This window comes from Sphingomonas sp. 77B (assembly GCF_056497825.1).
Genome location: NZ_JBWMBY010000001.1, coordinates 3,003,914 through 3,019,182 on the forward strand (window position 1 = coordinate 3,003,914; position 15,269 = coordinate 3,019,182).

At 65.9% G+C, this 15,269-nt stretch carries 15 protein-coding genes and 2 tRNA genes; 8 read left to right on the forward strand and 9 right to left on the reverse strand.

Going from position 1 to position 15,269, the window contains the following annotated elements; all coding sequences use genetic code 11:
• Window positions 1-159 precede the first annotated feature (159 nt).
• Both AC1GI4_RS14055 and AC1GI4_RS14060 read left to right on the forward strand, forming a co-directional pair.
• Complete coding sequence (locus tag AC1GI4_RS14055; RefSeq protein WP_479629916.1) at window positions 160-1,374, forward strand: toxic anion resistance protein; 1,215 nt, start codon at window positions 160-162, stop codon at window positions 1,372-1,374.
• Window positions 1,375-1,378: 4 nt separating this feature from the next.
• A complete protein-coding gene (locus AC1GI4_RS14060; protein WP_479629917.1) occupies window positions 1,379-2,113 on the forward strand; it encodes a hypothetical protein in 735 nt (244 codons plus the stop codon).
• Window positions 2,114-2,655: 542 nt separating this feature from the next.
• Here AC1GI4_RS14060 and AC1GI4_RS14065 read toward each other — a convergent pair.
• Entirely contained in the window at window positions 2,656-3,183 is a 528-nt protein-coding gene (locus AC1GI4_RS14065) for a hypothetical protein (RefSeq protein WP_479629918.1), read from the reverse strand.
• 137 nt (window positions 3,184-3,320) lie between these two features.
• Here AC1GI4_RS14065 and AC1GI4_RS14070 point away from each other — a divergent pair, with 137 nt between their 5' ends.
• Window positions 3,321-3,692, forward strand: coding sequence for a PRC-barrel domain-containing protein (locus AC1GI4_RS14070; RefSeq protein WP_219020796.1), 372 nt, complete (start codon window positions 3,321-3,323; stop codon window positions 3,690-3,692).
• A gap of 181 nt (window positions 3,693-3,873) precedes the next feature.
• Here the strand turns inward: AC1GI4_RS14070 and uvrB are convergent, their stop codons facing one another.
• The 5 genes from uvrB to AC1GI4_RS14095 form a co-directional block, all read right to left on the reverse strand.
• Window positions 3,874-6,066, reverse strand: a complete 2,193-nt coding sequence (gene uvrB, locus AC1GI4_RS14075; RefSeq protein WP_479629919.1) for an excinuclease ABC subunit UvrB — start codon at window positions 6,064-6,066, stop codon at window positions 3,874-3,876.
• A gap of 169 nt (window positions 6,067-6,235) precedes the next feature.
• On the reverse strand, window positions 6,236-7,402 hold the full coding sequence (locus tag AC1GI4_RS14080) for an MBL fold metallo-hydrolase (RefSeq protein ID WP_479629920.1): 1,167 nt from the start codon (window positions 7,400-7,402) through the stop codon (window positions 6,236-6,238).
• 43 nt (window positions 7,403-7,445) lie between these two features.
• Entirely contained in the window at window positions 7,446-7,847 is a 402-nt protein-coding gene (locus AC1GI4_RS14085; protein WP_479629921.1) for a DUF4345 domain-containing protein, read from the reverse strand.
• The gene (locus AC1GI4_RS14090) at window positions 7,844-8,296 is read right to left on the reverse strand and encodes a DUF2721 domain-containing protein (RefSeq protein WP_294275693.1); all 453 of its coding nucleotides are present in this window, start codon (window positions 8,294-8,296) and stop codon (window positions 7,844-7,846) included. The genes AC1GI4_RS14085 and AC1GI4_RS14090 overlap by 4 nt, the downstream gene beginning before the upstream one ends.
• Before the next feature lie 209 nt (window positions 8,297-8,505).
• Window positions 8,506-9,135, reverse strand: coding sequence for a DNA-3-methyladenine glycosylase family protein (locus tag AC1GI4_RS14095; RefSeq protein WP_479629922.1), 630 nt, complete (start codon window positions 9,133-9,135; stop codon window positions 8,506-8,508).
• A 69-nt stretch (window positions 9,136-9,204) separates the two neighbouring features.
• Between AC1GI4_RS14095 and AC1GI4_RS14100 the strand changes: the two genes are divergently transcribed.
• Window positions 9,205-9,522: a 2Fe-2S iron-sulfur cluster-binding protein gene (locus AC1GI4_RS14100; protein WP_061779351.1), complete on the forward strand. Its 318-nt coding sequence runs from the start codon at window positions 9,205-9,207 to the stop codon at window positions 9,520-9,522.
• Between the two features lie 431 nt (window positions 9,523-9,953).
• Here AC1GI4_RS14100 and rlmB read toward each other — a convergent pair whose 3' ends face one another.
• Window positions 9,954-10,697, reverse strand: a complete 744-nt coding sequence (gene rlmB, locus AC1GI4_RS14105; protein ID WP_479629923.1) for a 23S rRNA (guanosine(2251)-2'-O)-methyltransferase RlmB — start codon at window positions 10,695-10,697, stop codon at window positions 9,954-9,956.
• Window positions 10,697-12,304, reverse strand: coding sequence for a M20/M25/M40 family metallo-hydrolase (locus AC1GI4_RS14110; protein ID WP_479630416.1), 1,608 nt, complete (start codon window positions 12,302-12,304; stop codon window positions 10,697-10,699). Before AC1GI4_RS14110 ends, rlmB begins: the two co-directional genes overlap by 1 nt.
• 169 nt (window positions 12,305-12,473) lie before the next feature.
• Here AC1GI4_RS14110 and AC1GI4_RS14115 point away from each other — a divergent pair.
• The 3 genes from AC1GI4_RS14115 to AC1GI4_RS14125 all read left to right on the forward strand — a co-directional run bounded on the left by AC1GI4_RS14115 (window position 12,474) and on the right by AC1GI4_RS14125 (window position 13,102).
• Window positions 12,474-12,559: transfer RNA gene (locus AC1GI4_RS14115), tRNA-Tyr, on the forward strand.
• 43 nt (window positions 12,560-12,602) lie between these two features.
• A tRNA-Gly gene (locus AC1GI4_RS14120) sits at window positions 12,603-12,676 on the forward strand.
• Window positions 12,677-12,793: 117 nt separating this feature from the next.
• A complete protein-coding gene (locus tag AC1GI4_RS14125) occupies window positions 12,794-13,102 on the forward strand; it encodes a polyhydroxyalkanoic acid system family protein (protein WP_294275684.1) in 309 nt (102 codons plus the stop codon).
• A 3-nt stretch (window positions 13,103-13,105) separates the two neighbouring features.
• On the opposite strand, the gene AC1GI4_RS14130 is transcribed toward AC1GI4_RS14125, so the two are convergent.
• Window positions 13,106-13,309 (reverse strand): hypothetical protein, encoded by a 204-nt coding sequence (locus tag AC1GI4_RS14130; protein ID WP_433908804.1) that lies wholly within the window; start codon window positions 13,307-13,309, stop codon window positions 13,106-13,108.
• A gap of 208 nt (window positions 13,310-13,517) precedes the next feature.
• Between AC1GI4_RS14130 and AC1GI4_RS14135 the strand changes: the two genes are divergently transcribed.
• Window positions 13,518-15,221, forward strand: a complete 1,704-nt coding sequence (locus AC1GI4_RS14135) for a methyl-accepting chemotaxis protein (protein WP_479630417.1) — start codon at window positions 13,518-13,520, stop codon at window positions 15,219-15,221.
• Window positions 15,222-15,269 lie beyond the last annotated feature (48 nt).

Genomic DNA, 15,269 nt, shown 5'->3' on the forward strand with positions numbered 1-15,269 from the left:
CAAGGCCGAGCCGGGGTAACGAACCCCCCTGGCTTCGGTTGCGAAGAACCGGCGATCATTTTTCCGCACGGCATTGCGCATAGTATTACCCCGATAATACACTTGAACCCGGCGGCCATCCCCTCCACACTAGAGACGCGTATTTGGAGAGTTTGAACGATGGCCACGACCGCCGATACCGTGACCCAGGAAAAGGGGCTGACGCTGACGCCGCCCGATCCCGTGCCGACGGTGGCGCCCGCCCAGGCCGCCGGGCTGGTCCCGGTCGACGACAAGACGCGCAGCCAGCTGGAGCAGAAGGTCGACGGCTTCGTCGCCGAGCTGATCGCGCAGGACGTCAACAGCCCCGAATTCGGCCGCCGCGTCGATGCGATCACCGCCATGGGGCAGAAGGAAATCCGCGAGGCGGCCAGCCAGTCGAACCGCTTTCTCGATCGCCCGGTCAAGGCGATGGACGGCGAGACGGGGGTGGGCAAGGACCTGACCGAACTGCGCCGCGTCGTCGAGAGCCTCGATCCCGGCCGTCAGGGCAATCTCTCCGCCCCGCGCAAGCTGCTCGGCATCCTGCCCTTTGGCAACAAGATGCGCGACTATTTCGACGGCTATCGCTCGTCGCAGACGCATATCGCGGCGATCCTGAAGAGCCTGTCCTCGGGCCGCGACGAGCTGCTGATGGACAATGCCGCGATCGATACCGAGCGCGCGAACCTTTGGTCGGCGATGGGGCGGCTGGAGCAGATGATCCATCTGTCCAAGACGATGGACGCCAAGCTGGAGGATACGGCCAATGAGCTGGATCACAGTGATCCCGCCAAGGCCAAGGCGATCCGCGAGACCGCGCTCTTCTACACTCGCCAGCGGACCCAGGACCTGCTGACCCAGATGGCGGTGACGGTGCAGGGCTATCTGGCACTCGATCTGGTCAAGAAGAACAATGTCGAGCTGGTGAAGGGCGTCGACCGCGCCTCGACCACCACCGTCTCGGCGCTGCGCACTGCGGTCACCGTGGCGCAGGCGCTGGCGAACCAGAAGCTGGTGCTCGACCAGATCACCGCGCTCAACACCACGACCGCCAACATCATCGACTCGACCGGCAAGCTGCTGCGCAGCCAGACCGCGCAGATTCACGAGCAGGCGGCGGCCTCGACCATTCCGCTGGAGACGCTGCAACGTGCCTTCCAGAATATCTATGACACGATGGACGCGATCGACAGCTTCAAGATGAAGGCGCTCGATTCGATGAAGACCACGGTCAACACGCTGGGCAACGAGGTCGAGAAGTCGAAGGGCTATATCGCCCGGGCCGAGGGCGCGCAGAATCCGCAGCTGACCAGCGGGTCGGCCGCATCGTCGTTCAAGCTGGAGGCGCTGTAAGCCCGTGACCACCCCCCGCTCGAGTGAGGTCGATGCCCAGATCGAGCGTGCGCGCGAAACCATGGCGCGCATCTCGCAGGATTATCGGGGTCAGGCCCAACAGACCGTCAAGCGGGTGCGGCGACGCGCGCGGTCGGCGATGCAGCGGGTGATCCTGATCGCCATCGCCAATGCGGTCATCCTGATTGCGGCGATGGTGACGGGGCTGATCCTGCCCGGCGGGATCGGCATTTTTGGCGCGCTGGCAGCGATGATGCTGATGCTGGCCGCAACGCTGGCCATCGCGCTTGCCCCCGCCGCCCGCGCGCCGAGCCCGGCCAAGCTGGCGCAGGTCGATATCAAGGCGCTGCCCGCCCAGACCGAACGCTGGCTGGAGGCGCAGCGGCCCCTGCTGCCCGCGCCCGCCGTGCAACTGGTAGACCGGATCGGGCGGCGGCTCGACACGCTGTCGCCGCAATTGGCCGCCGTCGACAACGATACCGCTGAGGCGATGGAGGTCCGCCGCCTGATCGGCGAGCAGCTTCCCGCTTTCCTGCGCGATTACGAACGCGTGCCCGAGCCGCTTCGCCGGGTCGAGCGCAACGGACGGACGCCGGACGCACAGCTGGTCGACGGTCTCAGGCTGATCGAACAGGAGATCGGCGACATGACCCAGCGGCTGGCCCAGGCCGATCTTGACAGCCTGTCGACCCGCGGGCGATTTCTGGAAATGAAATATCGCGAGGAAAGGGCGGAGTAGGTCGCACCGCTCGCCAACATTGCCATTTCGGGGCACGCTGTCTTTCTACGACCACCCGGGCGAAGGCCGGGGTCCAGTTGCTTTGCGATTGATGGCGTGGGCACGCCCTAACGGCAAAATCCTTCCCGACTGGACCCCGGCCTTCGCCGGGGTGGAGCGGGAATTAAGTCTTTAACCCCCACACATGAAAAGAGGCTACCGGGACGTCGTCGCGACGGCCCCGGCAACCCCTAAACATGGTCAGCGGCCGGAGAGCTCCAGCCCGGGAGACCATGCGGGCCTCAAGACATCAGGCGCGACCGTTGATTGGAGGAAAATACCCCCCGAACCGCGCCCATCGATGTCAGAGACCGGCCCCCCGAACGAACTGAACCGACCCCCTTGCTGAACCATGAGACATCGGATCACCTCCTTTCGCTAGTTAAAGCCAATGCGCCCTTTGACAGTGCGCATGGTCAATGTGCGTAGGCGAAAGCCAATAAACAAGACTTGTAATGCAGCGATGTTTGGCCGAGCATCCTGCGCCCGCCAAATCGCGGGACTCAGCCCCGGCAATCTTCGATCACGCGTCCGATCTCCGCATAGGCGGGGATAACCAGCGGCACTTGTCCGCCCTGCTCGATGGTGAATCGTCCCCGGCTGAACGCCATGGCGTCGAGCAGCGAATCGCCGACTGGCAGCGACAGTTCTGCGCCGCCCGCCACCGCACGGGCGGCCAGGCTGCGCGTGGTGCTGGACGTACGGATCGTGACCGTGCCCGGAACCGAGGCGGGGCGGCCAAGACGGACCTGGCGGGTGCGGGGGTCGCAGGCGAGGGTCAGGCGGGTGACGCCGCTGGTGCCGAAGACCGCGATCGAGCCCTGCGGGTTGCGCTGATACCGCCAGTCTCCTGCCGTCAGCGGCCAGTCGCGCCAGTCATTTCCCAGCACCAGGCGCGGCGCAGTCGGGGCGGGGCGGGGGGCCTGGCGCACCGGGGCTGCGGTTTCGGGGCGCGGAGCAGCGGGAATACAGCCCGACAGGGCGGCGGCCCCGGCAAGCGGGGCGAGGGAAGCAAGGGACAGGCGACGCATCGACGCCAGCCTATGCGGGAGGGGTCATGGATGCTCAACCCCGCGCTGCGACGGAACGTGCCGATGGGGCGGGCATCGGAACCGATATCGGAACCCGGCCCCGCTCCGGCGGTTCATTCGGCTAAACGGAGGTTAATATGGCCGAACACGACACGCCCACCCTGATCCTGGTCCAGTCCACCGTCTCGGGTACGCTGAAGCTCGAAAGTCGCGACGGCGATGCGATCGGCAGCGTCTATGCCTTCATGGTCCACAAGCGTTCGGGCCGCGCGACCCATGCCGTGCTGGCGCTGGGCGGGTTCCTGGGCATGGGCAAGAGCTTCTACCCGGTGCCGTTCAGCCTGCTCCAGTTCGATCCGGTGGGCGACCAGTATGTCATCACCGTCGACCGCCGCCTGCTGGAGGGCGGGCCGAGCTGGTCCAACAATGCGCCGGTGTTCGACCAGGCTTATGCGGATCGCGTCGCGGGTTATTATGGGGTGGGGACGGAGAATCTGGATCTGGGGTAAGGTTTTCCGCGGTAGCCTTTGGGGCGTTCCCTCCCCCATCCCCTCCCGCTTGCGGGAGGGGCGTGCCCGTGGAAGCGGTAGGAAATCCTCAGACGTAGGGCTTTGACGCTCACCAAGTCACGCACCCCTCCCGCAGGCGGGAGGGGATGGGGGAGGGCAAAGGCCAAACAGCCCGAACCCCTTAATTCGCCTTCCGCCCACTCGCAAACTTCTTGCTCTTCCCGAACCGCGTCTTGCGCGTCCCCGGCTTGCCCTCGTTGGAGCGGCCCATGATCGGAGCCTTCTGCTCATGGACGGGCAGACCGAGTTCCTCATTCTCCAACTGCCGGATCTCGTCGCGCAACCGGCCCGCTTCCTCGAATTCGAGGTCGGCGGCGGCCTTGCGCATCTTCTTCTCGAGTTCCTCGATGTAAGCGCGCAGATTGTGGCCGACCATGTGCGGACGGTCCTCGTCGATCGGCACCGTCACCTGATCTCCGCTCGCCACATGCGCGATGATGTCGCCGATCTGGCGGCGGATCGTCTGCGGGGTGATGCCGTATTCGGTGTTGTACGCCATCTGCTTCTCGCGACGCCGCGACGTTTCCAGCATGGCGCGCTCCATCGATCCGGTGATCCGGTCGGCATAGAGGATCACGCGACCATCGACGTTGCGAGCCGCACGCCCGATCGTCTGAATGAGCGAGGTCTCGGAGCGCAGGAAGCCTTCCTTGTCCGCATCCAAGATCGCGACCAGCCCGCATTCGGGAATGTCCAATCCCTCGCGCAGCAGGTTGATGCCGATCAGCACGTCATAGACGCCTAAGCGAAGGTCGCGGATCAGCTCGATACGCTCCAGCGTCTCGACGTCGGAGTGCATGTAGCGGACCTTGATCCCCGCCTCGTGCATATATTCGGTCAGATCCTCCGCCATCCGCTTGGTCAGTGTGGTGACCAGGGTGCGATAGCCGAGTTCGGTCGTCTTCCTCGCCTCGATGATGAGGTCCTGAACCTGTTCCTCGACCGGCTTGATCTCGACGGGCGGGTCGATCAGGCCGGTGGGGCGGATGACCTGCTCGACGAAGACGCCGCCGGTCTGCTCCATTTCCCAATTGCCGGGCGTGGCCGAGACGCTGACCGTCTGCGGCCGCATCGCATCCCACTCGTTGAAGCGCAGCGGCCGGTTGTCGATCGCCGAGGGCAGGCGGAAGCCATATTCGGCCAGCGTGATCTTGCGCCGATGGTCGCCGCGCGACATGCCGTTGATCTGGCCGATGGTGACATGGCTCTCGTCGACGAACAGCACCGCGTTTTCGGGCAGATATTCGAACAGCGTGGGCGGCGGCTCGCCGGGCAGGCGGCCGGTCAGGAAGCGGCTGTAATTCTCGATACCGTTGCAGCTGCCGGTGGCGGCGATCATCTCCAGGTCGAAGTTCGTCCGCTGCTCCAGCCGCTGGCGTTCCAGCAGCTTGCCCTCGATCTCCAATTCCTTCAGCCGCTCGGTCAGCTCGAATTTGATCGCCTCGACCGCCTGCTTCATCGTCGGGCCGGGCGTCACATAGTGGCTGTTGGCGTAAATGCGCACCGAGTTGAGGCTGGCGACCTTCTTGCCGGTCAGCGGGTCGAACTCGACGATCTCCTCGATCTCGTCGCCGAAGAAGGACACGCGCCAGGCCGAATCCTCATAGTGCGAAGGGAAGATCTCCAGATTGTCGCCGCGCACCCGGAAATTGCCGCGCATGAAGGCGGCGTCGTTGCGCTTATACTGGAGCGCGACGAGCTTGCGGATGATCTCGCGCTGGTCGACGCTCTGGCCCTTTTTCAGGTCGAAGATCATCGCCGAATAGGTTTCGACCGAGCCGATACCGTAAAGGCACGACACCGACGCGACGATGATGACGTCATCGCGCTCCAACAGCGCCCGCGTCGCCGAGTGGCGCATCCGGTCGATCGACTCGTTGATCGAGCTTTCCTTCTCGATATAGGTGTCCGACCGAGGAACATAGGCCTCTGGCTGATAATAGTCGTAATAGCTGACGAAATATTCGACCGCGTTGTTGGGGAAGAAGTTCTTGAATTCCCCATAGAGCTGCGCCGCCAGGATCTTGTTGGGCGCAAGGATCAGCGCGGGACGCTGTAGTTCCTCGATGACCTTGGCCATGGTGAAGGTCTTGCCCGATCCGGTGACGCCCAGCAGCACCTGATCCTTGTCGCCCGCGCGGGCAGCCGCCGTCAGCTCCTTGATCGCTGCGGGCTGGTCGCCGCTGGCGGTGTATTCGGTCACCAGCTCGAACCTTTTGCCCCCCTCGGCCTTTTCGGGGCGCGACGGGCGGTGGGGGATGAAGCTGACCCCGGTTTCGGGCTCGTCGAGGGTGGTGCGGATCTGGATCGCCATGGAGGTGAATATGGGTCCGGTTGCACTTTTGTTCCAGTGGCCGCGATGTTGGGGCGTGATGGGGGTTGGGCGTGGGCTTCGACTTCGCTCAGCCTGAACGGGTTGTTGTATCCAGCCCCATTCCTCACCTCCGTTCAGCCTGAGCGCAGTCGAAGGCTACGCCCTCCCTCTATCGCAATGCCCGAACCTGCGGCGTGTCGAGGCAAGTCCGCATCGCCGCATCGCTGGTCCGTACCGCGCCCGCAGCCTGAAAAGGCGCGACCTCCACCGGCTCACCCAACCGAACCGGCGCAAACCGCCCCGGCGCGCCCGAACACCGCATCGCGGCACTCAGCAGCTTGGGTGGCGTGTCATAACCCTCGTAGGACAGCCGGAACGTGCCCCAATGGATGGGGATCGCCGTGGACGCCCCCAACCGCTCGAAAATCTGCACGGCTTGCGGCGGGCCGACATGGCTGCCCGCCGCCATCTGGCCCGGCATGAAGCGGAACGCCCCGATCGGCAGCAGCGCGAGCCGCACCGGCCCCAGCTTGGCCGCTTCCTCGGGCCAGCGCCCGTCACCCATGCCGGTATCGCCCGCGAAGAAGATATTGCCGCCGGGTAAGCGCACCACGAAGCTGGACCATAGCGCGCGGTTGCGGTCGGCGAACCAGCGGCTGCCCCAATGGTGGTTTCGCGTGACGGCGACGGAGACGCCGGGCCGGATCACCCTCTCCCGGCCCCAATCCAGCGCGGTGGCGGGTACGCCGACCTGGCCGATCACGCTGTCATTGCCCAGGCTGGTGACGATCAGCGGCCGGTCGCGCGCCCACAGCTTTTTGAGCGTCGCCTGATCGAGATGGTCGTAATGATTGTGGCTGATGAGGATCAGGTCGATCCGGGGCAGATCGTCCAGTGCCACGCCAGGCCGTGCCACCCGCTTCGGGCCGAAACCGAACGGCCCCGCCCGTTCGGCATAGATGGGGTCGGTCAGGATGTTCAGCCCCTGAGTCTGGACCAGCACGGTCGCATGGCCGATCCAGGTGGCGACCATGCGCTGTCCGTCGACGCGGGCTACGGGCTTGGAGGGCTGGACCGCGACCGTCTCGGGCCAGACGGGGCGGCCGTCATCGCCGGTCAGTTGCCGCCACAGGAAACCGCCGCGTCCGCCGCGGGTCGGCATCCGCAAGGTGTCGGCATCGCCATCGGGGTTGAAGAAGCGCGCGCCATCATAATGGCCGCTCTCCGGCCCCTCATAGTAGATCCGGTCGAGATAATGCGGCACGATCGTCGCGGTCAGGCCCAGCACGATCAGGATCAGCGCCAGCGCCTTGGCGATCCGGCGGACGATCGTCATGAGAGAGCCCGGTTTGAAAAGCGCATCGCAAAGCTCCTGACGGTCAGTATCGACCGCGCGCGATGCGGGCCTGCCAGAGCATAAGAAGCGGCACGACGCCCAGTTCCATCACCAGCCCCAGCTGGTGTCCGGTGGATGGCGCGCCGACCGTCATCGAGGACAGCAGCCGCGCCAGCCCGCCCGCCGCCACCAGCAGGCCGAGCAGGCGGAACCGTGCGCCCTTGCGCTCGATACCGGGCACGCAGGTCGTGAAGGCGAGGCCGAGGGCAAAGAAGATGCCGGAGACGTATCGGAACTGGCTGTCCAGATCGGCCGGGACCACCGGCGCATGGCCCAGCCAGCCGGGGCCGCGCACGATGCTGATCCCGCCGATGGCGAGCGGCACGAGGCAGGCGATGGCGACGACCAGCTGCAAGGCGCGGCGCTCGGTGGGCGTGGCGCTCAATCCAGGATTTCCTTGCGGACATGGATGGCGCGCAGCGAGATGCGCACCTCGATCATGAAGGCGATGAGGCACATCGTCAGCAGGCAGACCGACAGGATGAAGGCCAGCGCGATCCAGGTGCCAATATGGAATTTGCCGATATTGGCGATGAACAGCACCGCGATGACGATGCACGCCATCACCGCGCTCGACACCGCCAGGAACAAGGCGGCGTTGATGATCGACATGCGCCGGTCGAGCAGCCGCAATTCCCATTTGTGGCGCACCAGCTCGGGCCCGTCATCGACCTTGTGGATCATCATCTCCAGCCCGCGCGCCCGGTCGATCACCCGTGCCAGCCGCCCCGCGAGCACGTTCAGCAACTGACCGATCGCGGCCAGCAGGAAGACGGGGGCCAGCGACAGCTGGATGGTCTGGGCGATGGTGGCGACGGCGGGCAGGGTGGGCATCGTCGGAAATGGTGGCGCGTCACGCCGGGCGGGGCAAGGGGTAAGTGGCGTATGAACATTCCTCCCCTGCAAGGGGAGGTGGCAGGCCGAAGGCCTGACGGAGGGGGGGGCACGGGTTGAGAGGAAGAAGGCTCCTCGCGGGCGGTGACACCCCTCCACCATCCTGCGGATGGTCCCCCTCCCCTTGCAGGGGAGGAAAAGAATTGCCTTCACACCGGAGCGGCGTCGGCGCCTGCGCCGTAATGGTGCCAGGTAAAGATCGCGAGCGCGCTGCGGTGCGGGCGGAACGCCTCGGCCAGTTCGCGGACCAGCTTTTCCGACGGGCGCGAGTCATGACCCAGGATGCGCCCCATCTCGATCTGCACGGCCAGGTCGCCCGCGGGCCAGATGTCGGTGCGGCCTTCCGCGAACAATAGATAGACCTCGGCTGACCAGCGGCCGATGCCCTTGACCGCGACCAGCCTGGCGATCGCTTCCTCGTCATCCTGCGGTAGATCGGCCAGGTTCAGGCGGCCGCTGGTCACTTCCTCGGCCAGGCTGCGCAGATAGCCCGCCTTTTGCCGAGAGATGCCAGCGCCGCGCAGTTGCTCGTCGGTGACGCCGCTCAGCCGCGTCGGATCGCTCGCATCGCCGAGCAGGTCGTTCAGCCGCCGCCAATGCGCATCGGCCGACGCGACCGAGACCTGCTGCCCCAATATGGTGCGGACCAAAGTCGCGTAACCGCGCGCCCGGATGCGCGGCGCGGGATAGCCGATCCGATCGAGGGCGGCGGCGATGGCGGGCTCGACGGCGGCGAGCGCATCCATGCTTTCGCGAATCTGTTCGGCGCTCAGCCCCATGATGCTTGATCCGCGCGTTCAGGCCCGGCAGAGGCGCTTTCAATATCAGGGCCGACAAGGAGAATGGACATGCCCAAGCTTATCGTCGTGACCCGCGACGGGGAAGAACGCGAAATCGACGGCGAGGCCGGTCTGTCGGTGATGGAAGTCATCCGCGATGCCGGTGTCGACGAATTGCTAGCGCTGTGCGGCGGCTGCTGTTCCTGCGCGACCTGCCATGTGCATGTCGATCCGGCCTTTGCCGACACGCTGCCCGCGATCGGCCCGGACGAGGACGACCTGCTTGATTCAACCAGCGACCGGGATGCGACTTCGCGCCTGTCGTGCCAGCTGCCTTTCGGCGCGGCACAGGACGGGATGCGGGTGCGGATCGCGGCGGAAGACTGACGGGGCATCGCGTCGGAACGTCGGAGGCGGGGTTATGGCCCCGCCTCTTTTTTTGCGCGCGGAGGCGCAGAGATGGCGTCCTGTTCGGCGGCGTTCCGGCTATCCAGGAGATTGTGTTCGCGCGGAGACGCGGAGATGGTGTGTCTGGCCGTACGGCCTCTCCATCCTCTCGGGCCGCCACAAAGTCTACCGATCGTGATGGCAGCCTTCGTTCGCCCCGCGCCGGACATCTCCGCGCCTCCGCGTCTCCGCGCGAACCTTCATCCCGTGGTCTTCGACTTCGCTCAGGCTGAACGGAGGTTGGGGGAAGCGGCGTGTTTGACCGATCCACCATTCCCCACAGCCGTTCACGCTGAGCGAAGTCGAAGCGCACGCCCCGCCCTTCGTCACGCGCCAAAAAGGCGGCAGGGACTACCCCCGCCGCCCGCAAATCACCGCGCCGCCACCGCGTACAGCGCGATCGCTGCTGCGTTGGAGACGTTCAGGCTTTCCACCTTCGGGCTGATCGGCAGCTTGGCGAGTTCGTCGCAATGCGCCTCGGTATTCTGGCGCATGCCTTCGCCTTCGGCGCCCAGCACGATGCAGATGCGCTGCGTGCCCATCGCCTGGGCCAGCGTCTGGTTCGCATGGCCGGTCAGGCCGATGCGCCAGAAGCCCGCTTCCGCGATCTCCTCCAGCGCGCGCGCCAGGTTCACCACGCGCACCCACGGCACCGTCTCCAGCGCACCGCTGGCCGAGCGCGCGACCGTGCCCGATTCGGGCGGCGCGTGCCGGTCCTGGGTCACGATGCCCACCGCGTCGAAGGCGGCGGCCGAGCGCAGGATCGCGCCGACATTGTGCGGATCGGTCACCTGATCCAGCACGACCAGCGGCCGCTGATTGTCCTGCACCTCATGCAGCAGGTCGCCCAGCCAGATATCTTCCAGCGGATCGACCTCGGCCACCAGGCCCTGATGCGGCGCGTCGGACGGAACCAGGCGGCCCAGATCGGCGGCATCAGCAAAGGTGACCGGCAGGATCGGCGGCAGATCGAGCGCGGCCAGCGCCTCGCGCGTGCCCCAGATCTTGCGCACCGTCCGGTTGGGATTGGCGAGCGCCGCCGTCACCGCATGCCGTCCCCAGAAGCGGGGGCGGTTGGATGAAGCCTGGCTGGGGCGATGTCCTCGGCGTGCCATCAGTCGTCGTTGTCCGTGAAGTCAAAGGGTTTGGTCGTCGCCGGTTGCGTCGGCACCGGCGGGCGCGGCAACGCCTTGTCCGCATTCGCCGCCGCGAGCAAGACCCCGGCGAGCACGACCGAGGCCTGGCGCATGTCGTCGCCCTTCAAATGGTCGAAGGTATCGGCCGAGCTGTGATGCGTGCGGCTGCCATAATCCAGCGGGTCCTGGATGAACTGATAGCCCTGCACCCCGACCGCCTGCATGAAGACATGGTCCGTGCCGCCGGTCGTCCGCTGCACGACATTGCCCGCGCCGAGCGAGGCATAGGGCGACAGCCATTCCTTCAGCATCGGCACCGCCGCCGGATTGTTCTCGGCGTAAATCCCGCGCAGCTTGCCCGAGCCATTGTCGATGTTGAAGTATGCCGCCAGGTCGCCGTAACCGGGCTTGGGCGTGATCGGCCAGCGGTTGGTCCAGCCATAATAGCGCTTCAGGCCCGATTGCGGGGCGTCATCGGGACGGCCGCGCGTCGCCAGATGCTGCTCGACATAGGCCATGGAGCCCAGGATGCCCTGCTCCTCGCCCGACCAGAGCGCGAAGCGGATGGTGCGCCTGGGCCGCTGGCCGGTGGCGGCCAGGATGCGCGCGGCCTCCATCACCATGGCGCTGCCCGCCGCATTGTCGGTCGCACCGTCGCCCGCCACCCAGCTGTCGAGATGCGCGCCCGCCATTACATAGCCCGCCTTGGGATCGGTGCCCGGAATCTCGGCGATGATGTTGTAGGCGTTCACGTCGCTGTCGTCGTAGCGGACGTCGCTCAGCACCTCGAGGGTCGGCGCGGGGCCGACCTTGGTCAGGCGGGCGAGGCGGCGATAATCCTCGGCGGCCAGCTCGATGCCGGGAACGGCGGGCGTCTCGCCGCGCCCGAACAGATAGCCCTCGCCGTGCACCAGCTTGCCGTCGCGGTAGCTCTGGGTGACGTATGCCACCGCGCCCTCGGCCTTCAGGAACGCGTCCAGCTTCTGCGCGAAGTCGAGCCGCTTCATCCGACGATCGGCGCTGTCCGGGTCATGCTCGGGCTGCACATAGACGTCGAGCTTGGAAATATCCTCGCCGGTCAGGCGGCGGAAGGGCGCAGTGCCGGGTTCGTCGCCGGTGCCGGGCATCGACACCATCACGATCTTGCCGCGCAACTGGCCGCGCCACTTGTCGAAATCCCGCTCGCGCTTCATCGGCGCGACGATGACGGGGGCGGTCACCGCGCCATTGGTGCCGGGCGTCCAGGCGATGGGGATGGCGGTCAGCTGCAACGGGCGGGGCGATACCATCCGCACGCTGGCCCGCTCGATCGACCAGCCGCGCCCGAAGGCAAAGCCTTCCTTGTGGACGTTCTTCAATCCCCATTTGGCGAACTGGTCTGCGGTCCAGGCCTCGGCGGTGCGCATCGCCGGGCTGTTGGTCATGCGCGGGCCGATCACATCGGTCAGATGCTCAGCGGTCTGCATCACCTGGCTGTGGTTCATCCCCTCGTCGATGAGGCGGGTCGCCACGGTTCGGTCCTGCGCGGGCAGGGCGGCAGGCAGCAGCGCAGCCGCCGCGACGGCGGCGAACAGCGATGGACGCATCATGATATTTCCCCCGATGTCTTCCTGAATGGGTCAAAGGCTATGTCCCGATTGCGCGACATGCAAGCTAACCGATCGGGCAGGATCGACGAAAATCGTACAAATCGGCGTTGACAGGTCGGCCGGGCTTCGGCATTGGGCGCGCCTCGCTCCGATGGAGTGACACCCCGGAAGGGTGGCCGAGTGGTTAAAGGCAGCAGACTGTAAATCTGCCCGCGTGAGCGTACACTGGTTCGAATCCAGTCCCTTCCACCATCCCCGCCAATCGGCTAGGGTCGATCAGCGGCGCTGGACCTGAGCGGGTATAGCACAATGGTAGTGCAGCAGCCTTCCAAGCTGAATACACGGGTTCGATTCCCGTTACCCGCTCCATCCATCGCAATATTCCGTCCGTGTGGTTGATATATTATTTCACCGCATAGTGCTTGACCCCCATGGCAAATCGCGCCACGCGACCCCTGTTTTACAGGCGAAAAAGGGTTGCTTCTCATGGCATCGGTCAATTTCGACATCCCCCATCAGCTGGGTCATGCCGAAGCGCGGCGCCGGATCGAGCAGGGCCTCCCCAAGCTGGAGGCGCATATCCCCGGCGGCGGCCAGGTTTCGTCGGAATGGCCCGCCGAAGACCGGCTGATCCTGACCATCATCGCCATGGGGCAGACGGTAAAGGCCGATATGGATATCTCCGACCAGGCCCTGCGCGGCAGCGTGACCATCCCGATGATGCTGTCGATGATGGCCGGGCCGATCGGCGATTTCGTCAAGACCAGCGCCGAAAAGATGCTGGCCAAGGCCTAATCGTCAATCGCGGCGGGGCAGGTGCCGGGTCGCCACACCGACGAGCACCGCCGTCGACAGCAGGATCGACGATACGAAACCGCCGATCGCGAGCAGTCCGTCACTCGTGACATGAACCTTGGCGCGGATGTCGAATACCCGCCCCGCGGATATGCGGAGCGTCGCTTTATGACGGCCGGGATGCTGGCGGTGCGAAGGCGAAGCCATAGCGTCCCAACGCCCCGATCACTGTCGGGTTCAGCGCCGGCGGGCGGTGATGCGCGACATGATGGCTAAAGATGCCGATGATTTCGGCAAAGGTAGAAAGATTTTTTGCCAATAAGAATAAATTATCACCTCCATGCTAAACATAGGTTAGCATGGGGATAATCGCTTGAACATAAACGAAAAATGTCGCGTCGGTGGAATGGTCGTGATGGCCGTTCTGGTGACGGGCGCGGCGCTGACCGGATTCGAGATCAACACGATTCGGATCGGAGGTCCGCTGGCGGCCTCCAACCAGCGGATCAGCGATCTCCAGGCCGATATATTGCCGCCGCCCGCCTATATCATCGAACCGTTTCTGGAGGCGACGCTGCTGGTCGAGCAGCCCGCGACGCTGACCAAGCGGCAGGCGACGTTGGGGCGGCTGGAAAAGGATTTCCGGGCCAGCATCGCCAAATGGAAGGCGTCCCAGCTTCAGGATGGGCTGAAGTCAATGCTGATCGACAAGGCCGCGCGCGAGGCCGACGGGTTCTGGACCGAACTCGACGACACCATGCTCCCGGCCCTGCGACGGGGTGACCGGGCGGCGGCGCAGGCCAGCTATGCCCGGCTGTCCACGCTCTACGCCGCGCATCGGCGGAATATCGACGCGCTGGTCGAGGCCGCAGGCCAGGCGCAGGCGCGCGTGACCCAAGAGAGCCTCGCCTCCTTGCACATGACCATCGCGATCCTCGTCGTGCTCGGCCTGGTCGTCGGGGGGCTGCTGGCGGGCGGCCTATTCTATCTGTTGCGCGGCGTCCTGCGTCCGATCGGCGCGACGGCCGATGCGATGCGGCGGATGGCGGGCGGCGACCTGGCCCTGACGCTCGACGGGCGCGAGCGTGCGGACGAGATCGGCACGATGGTCTCTGCGGTCGAGGTGTTCCGCGTCGCGGCGCAGGCGCAGGTGACCAATGTCGAAAAGCAGGAGGTCGTCGTGCGCGAACTGGCCGCCGCGCTTCACGAACTGGGGGAGGGCAATGTCGCCTACAGGGTCGGCGACAATCTGCCCGACGAATATCGTGGGCTGGCCCGCTCGTTCAACGACAGCATGGAAAGGCTGGCACGGACGCTTCAGCGCATCTCCCACTCGGCGGGCCAGGTGAGGAACGGGGCCGCCGAGGTCCGCGCCGCCTCCGACGACCTGTCGCAACGCACCGAGCAGCAGGCCGCGAGCCTGGAGGAAACCGCCGCGGCGATGGACGAGGTCACGGGCGGCGTGCGCGCGACCGCCAGCGGCGCCAACCGGGTTAACGCGATCGTCGTGTCGGCGCGCCAGGAAACCGAGGAGTCGGGCACGGTTGTCCGTCGCGCGGTCGAGGCGATGGGCGCGATCGAGCGATCCTCGAGCGAGATTTCCGAAATCATCTCGGTGATCGACGGCATCGCGTTCCAGACGAACCTGCTCGCGCTGAACGCGGGCGTCGAGGCCGCGCGGGCCGGGGATGCGGGCAAGGGCTTTGCCGTGGTCGCCTCCGAAGTGCGTGCGCTCGCCCAGCGCTCTGCCGATGCGGCGCGCGACGTGAAGGAGCGCATTCAGAGCTCGACCGCGCAGGTCGGGATCGGCGTCGGTCTGGTCAACGAAACCGGGCGTATGCTGGAGGCGATCGCCGCGCGCATTGCCGAGATCAGCGCACACGTGTCACAGATCGCATCCTCGGCCGAGCAGCAGGCGACGGGCCTGCAACAGGTCAACATCGCGGTCGCCGACATGGACGGTTCGACCCAGCAAAATGCGGCGATGGTGGAACAGGCCACTGCCGCCGCCCGTCATCTCGCGGCCGAAGCCGAGGTGCTGGCCAGCGAAGTCGCGCAGTTCCGGCTGGATACCGCCGATCTTCGGGGTGCGCGGTCCCACCTGGCCCTGGTCGCCTGAGGGGACGGCCAAGACGGTGCGGGGATACGAGAGGGACTGGCATCCCCG

Bases quoted from the DNA above. Each gene is read 5' to 3' on its own strand.
- AC1GI4_RS14055 (WP_479629916.1), top strand. From the start codon at position 160: ATGGCCACGACCGCCGATACCGTGACCCAGGAAAAGGGGCTGACGCTG.
- AC1GI4_RS14065 (WP_479629918.1), bottom strand. From the start codon at position 3,183: ATGCGTCGCCTGTCCCTTGCTTCCCTCGCCCCGCTTGCCGGGGCCGCC.
- AC1GI4_RS14070 (WP_219020796.1), top strand. From the start codon at position 3,321: ATGGCCGAACACGACACGCCCACCCTGATCCTGGTCCAGTCCACCGTC.
- uvrB (WP_479629919.1), bottom strand. From the start codon at position 6,066: ATGGCGATCCAGATCCGCACCACCCTCGACGAGCCCGAAACCGGGGTC.
- AC1GI4_RS14080 (WP_479629920.1), bottom strand. From the start codon at position 7,402: ATGACGATCGTCCGCCGGATCGCCAAGGCGCTGGCGCTGATCCTGATC.
- AC1GI4_RS14090 (WP_294275693.1), bottom strand. From the start codon at position 8,296: ATGCCCACCCTGCCCGCCGTCGCCACCATCGCCCAGACCATCCAGCTG.
- AC1GI4_RS14095 (WP_479629922.1), bottom strand. From the start codon at position 9,135: ATGGGGCTGAGCGCCGAACAGATTCGCGAAAGCATGGATGCGCTCGCC.
- AC1GI4_RS14100 (WP_061779351.1), top strand. From the start codon at position 9,205: ATGCCCAAGCTTATCGTCGTGACCCGCGACGGGGAAGAACGCGAAATC.
- rlmB (WP_479629923.1), bottom strand. From the start codon at position 10,697: ATGGCACGCCGAGGACATCGCCCCAGCCAGGCTTCATCCAACCGCCCC.
- AC1GI4_RS14110 (WP_479630416.1), bottom strand. From the start codon at position 12,304: ATGCGTCCATCGCTGTTCGCCGCCGTCGCGGCGGCTGCGCTGCTGCCT.
- AC1GI4_RS14125 (WP_294275684.1), top strand. From the start codon at position 12,794: ATGGCATCGGTCAATTTCGACATCCCCCATCAGCTGGGTCATGCCGAA.
- AC1GI4_RS14130 (WP_433908804.1), bottom strand. From the start codon at position 13,309: ATGGCTTCGCCTTCGCACCGCCAGCATCCCGGCCGTCATAAAGCGACG.
- AC1GI4_RS14135 (WP_479630417.1), top strand. From the start codon at position 13,518: ATGGCCGTTCTGGTGACGGGCGCGGCGCTGACCGGATTCGAGATCAAC.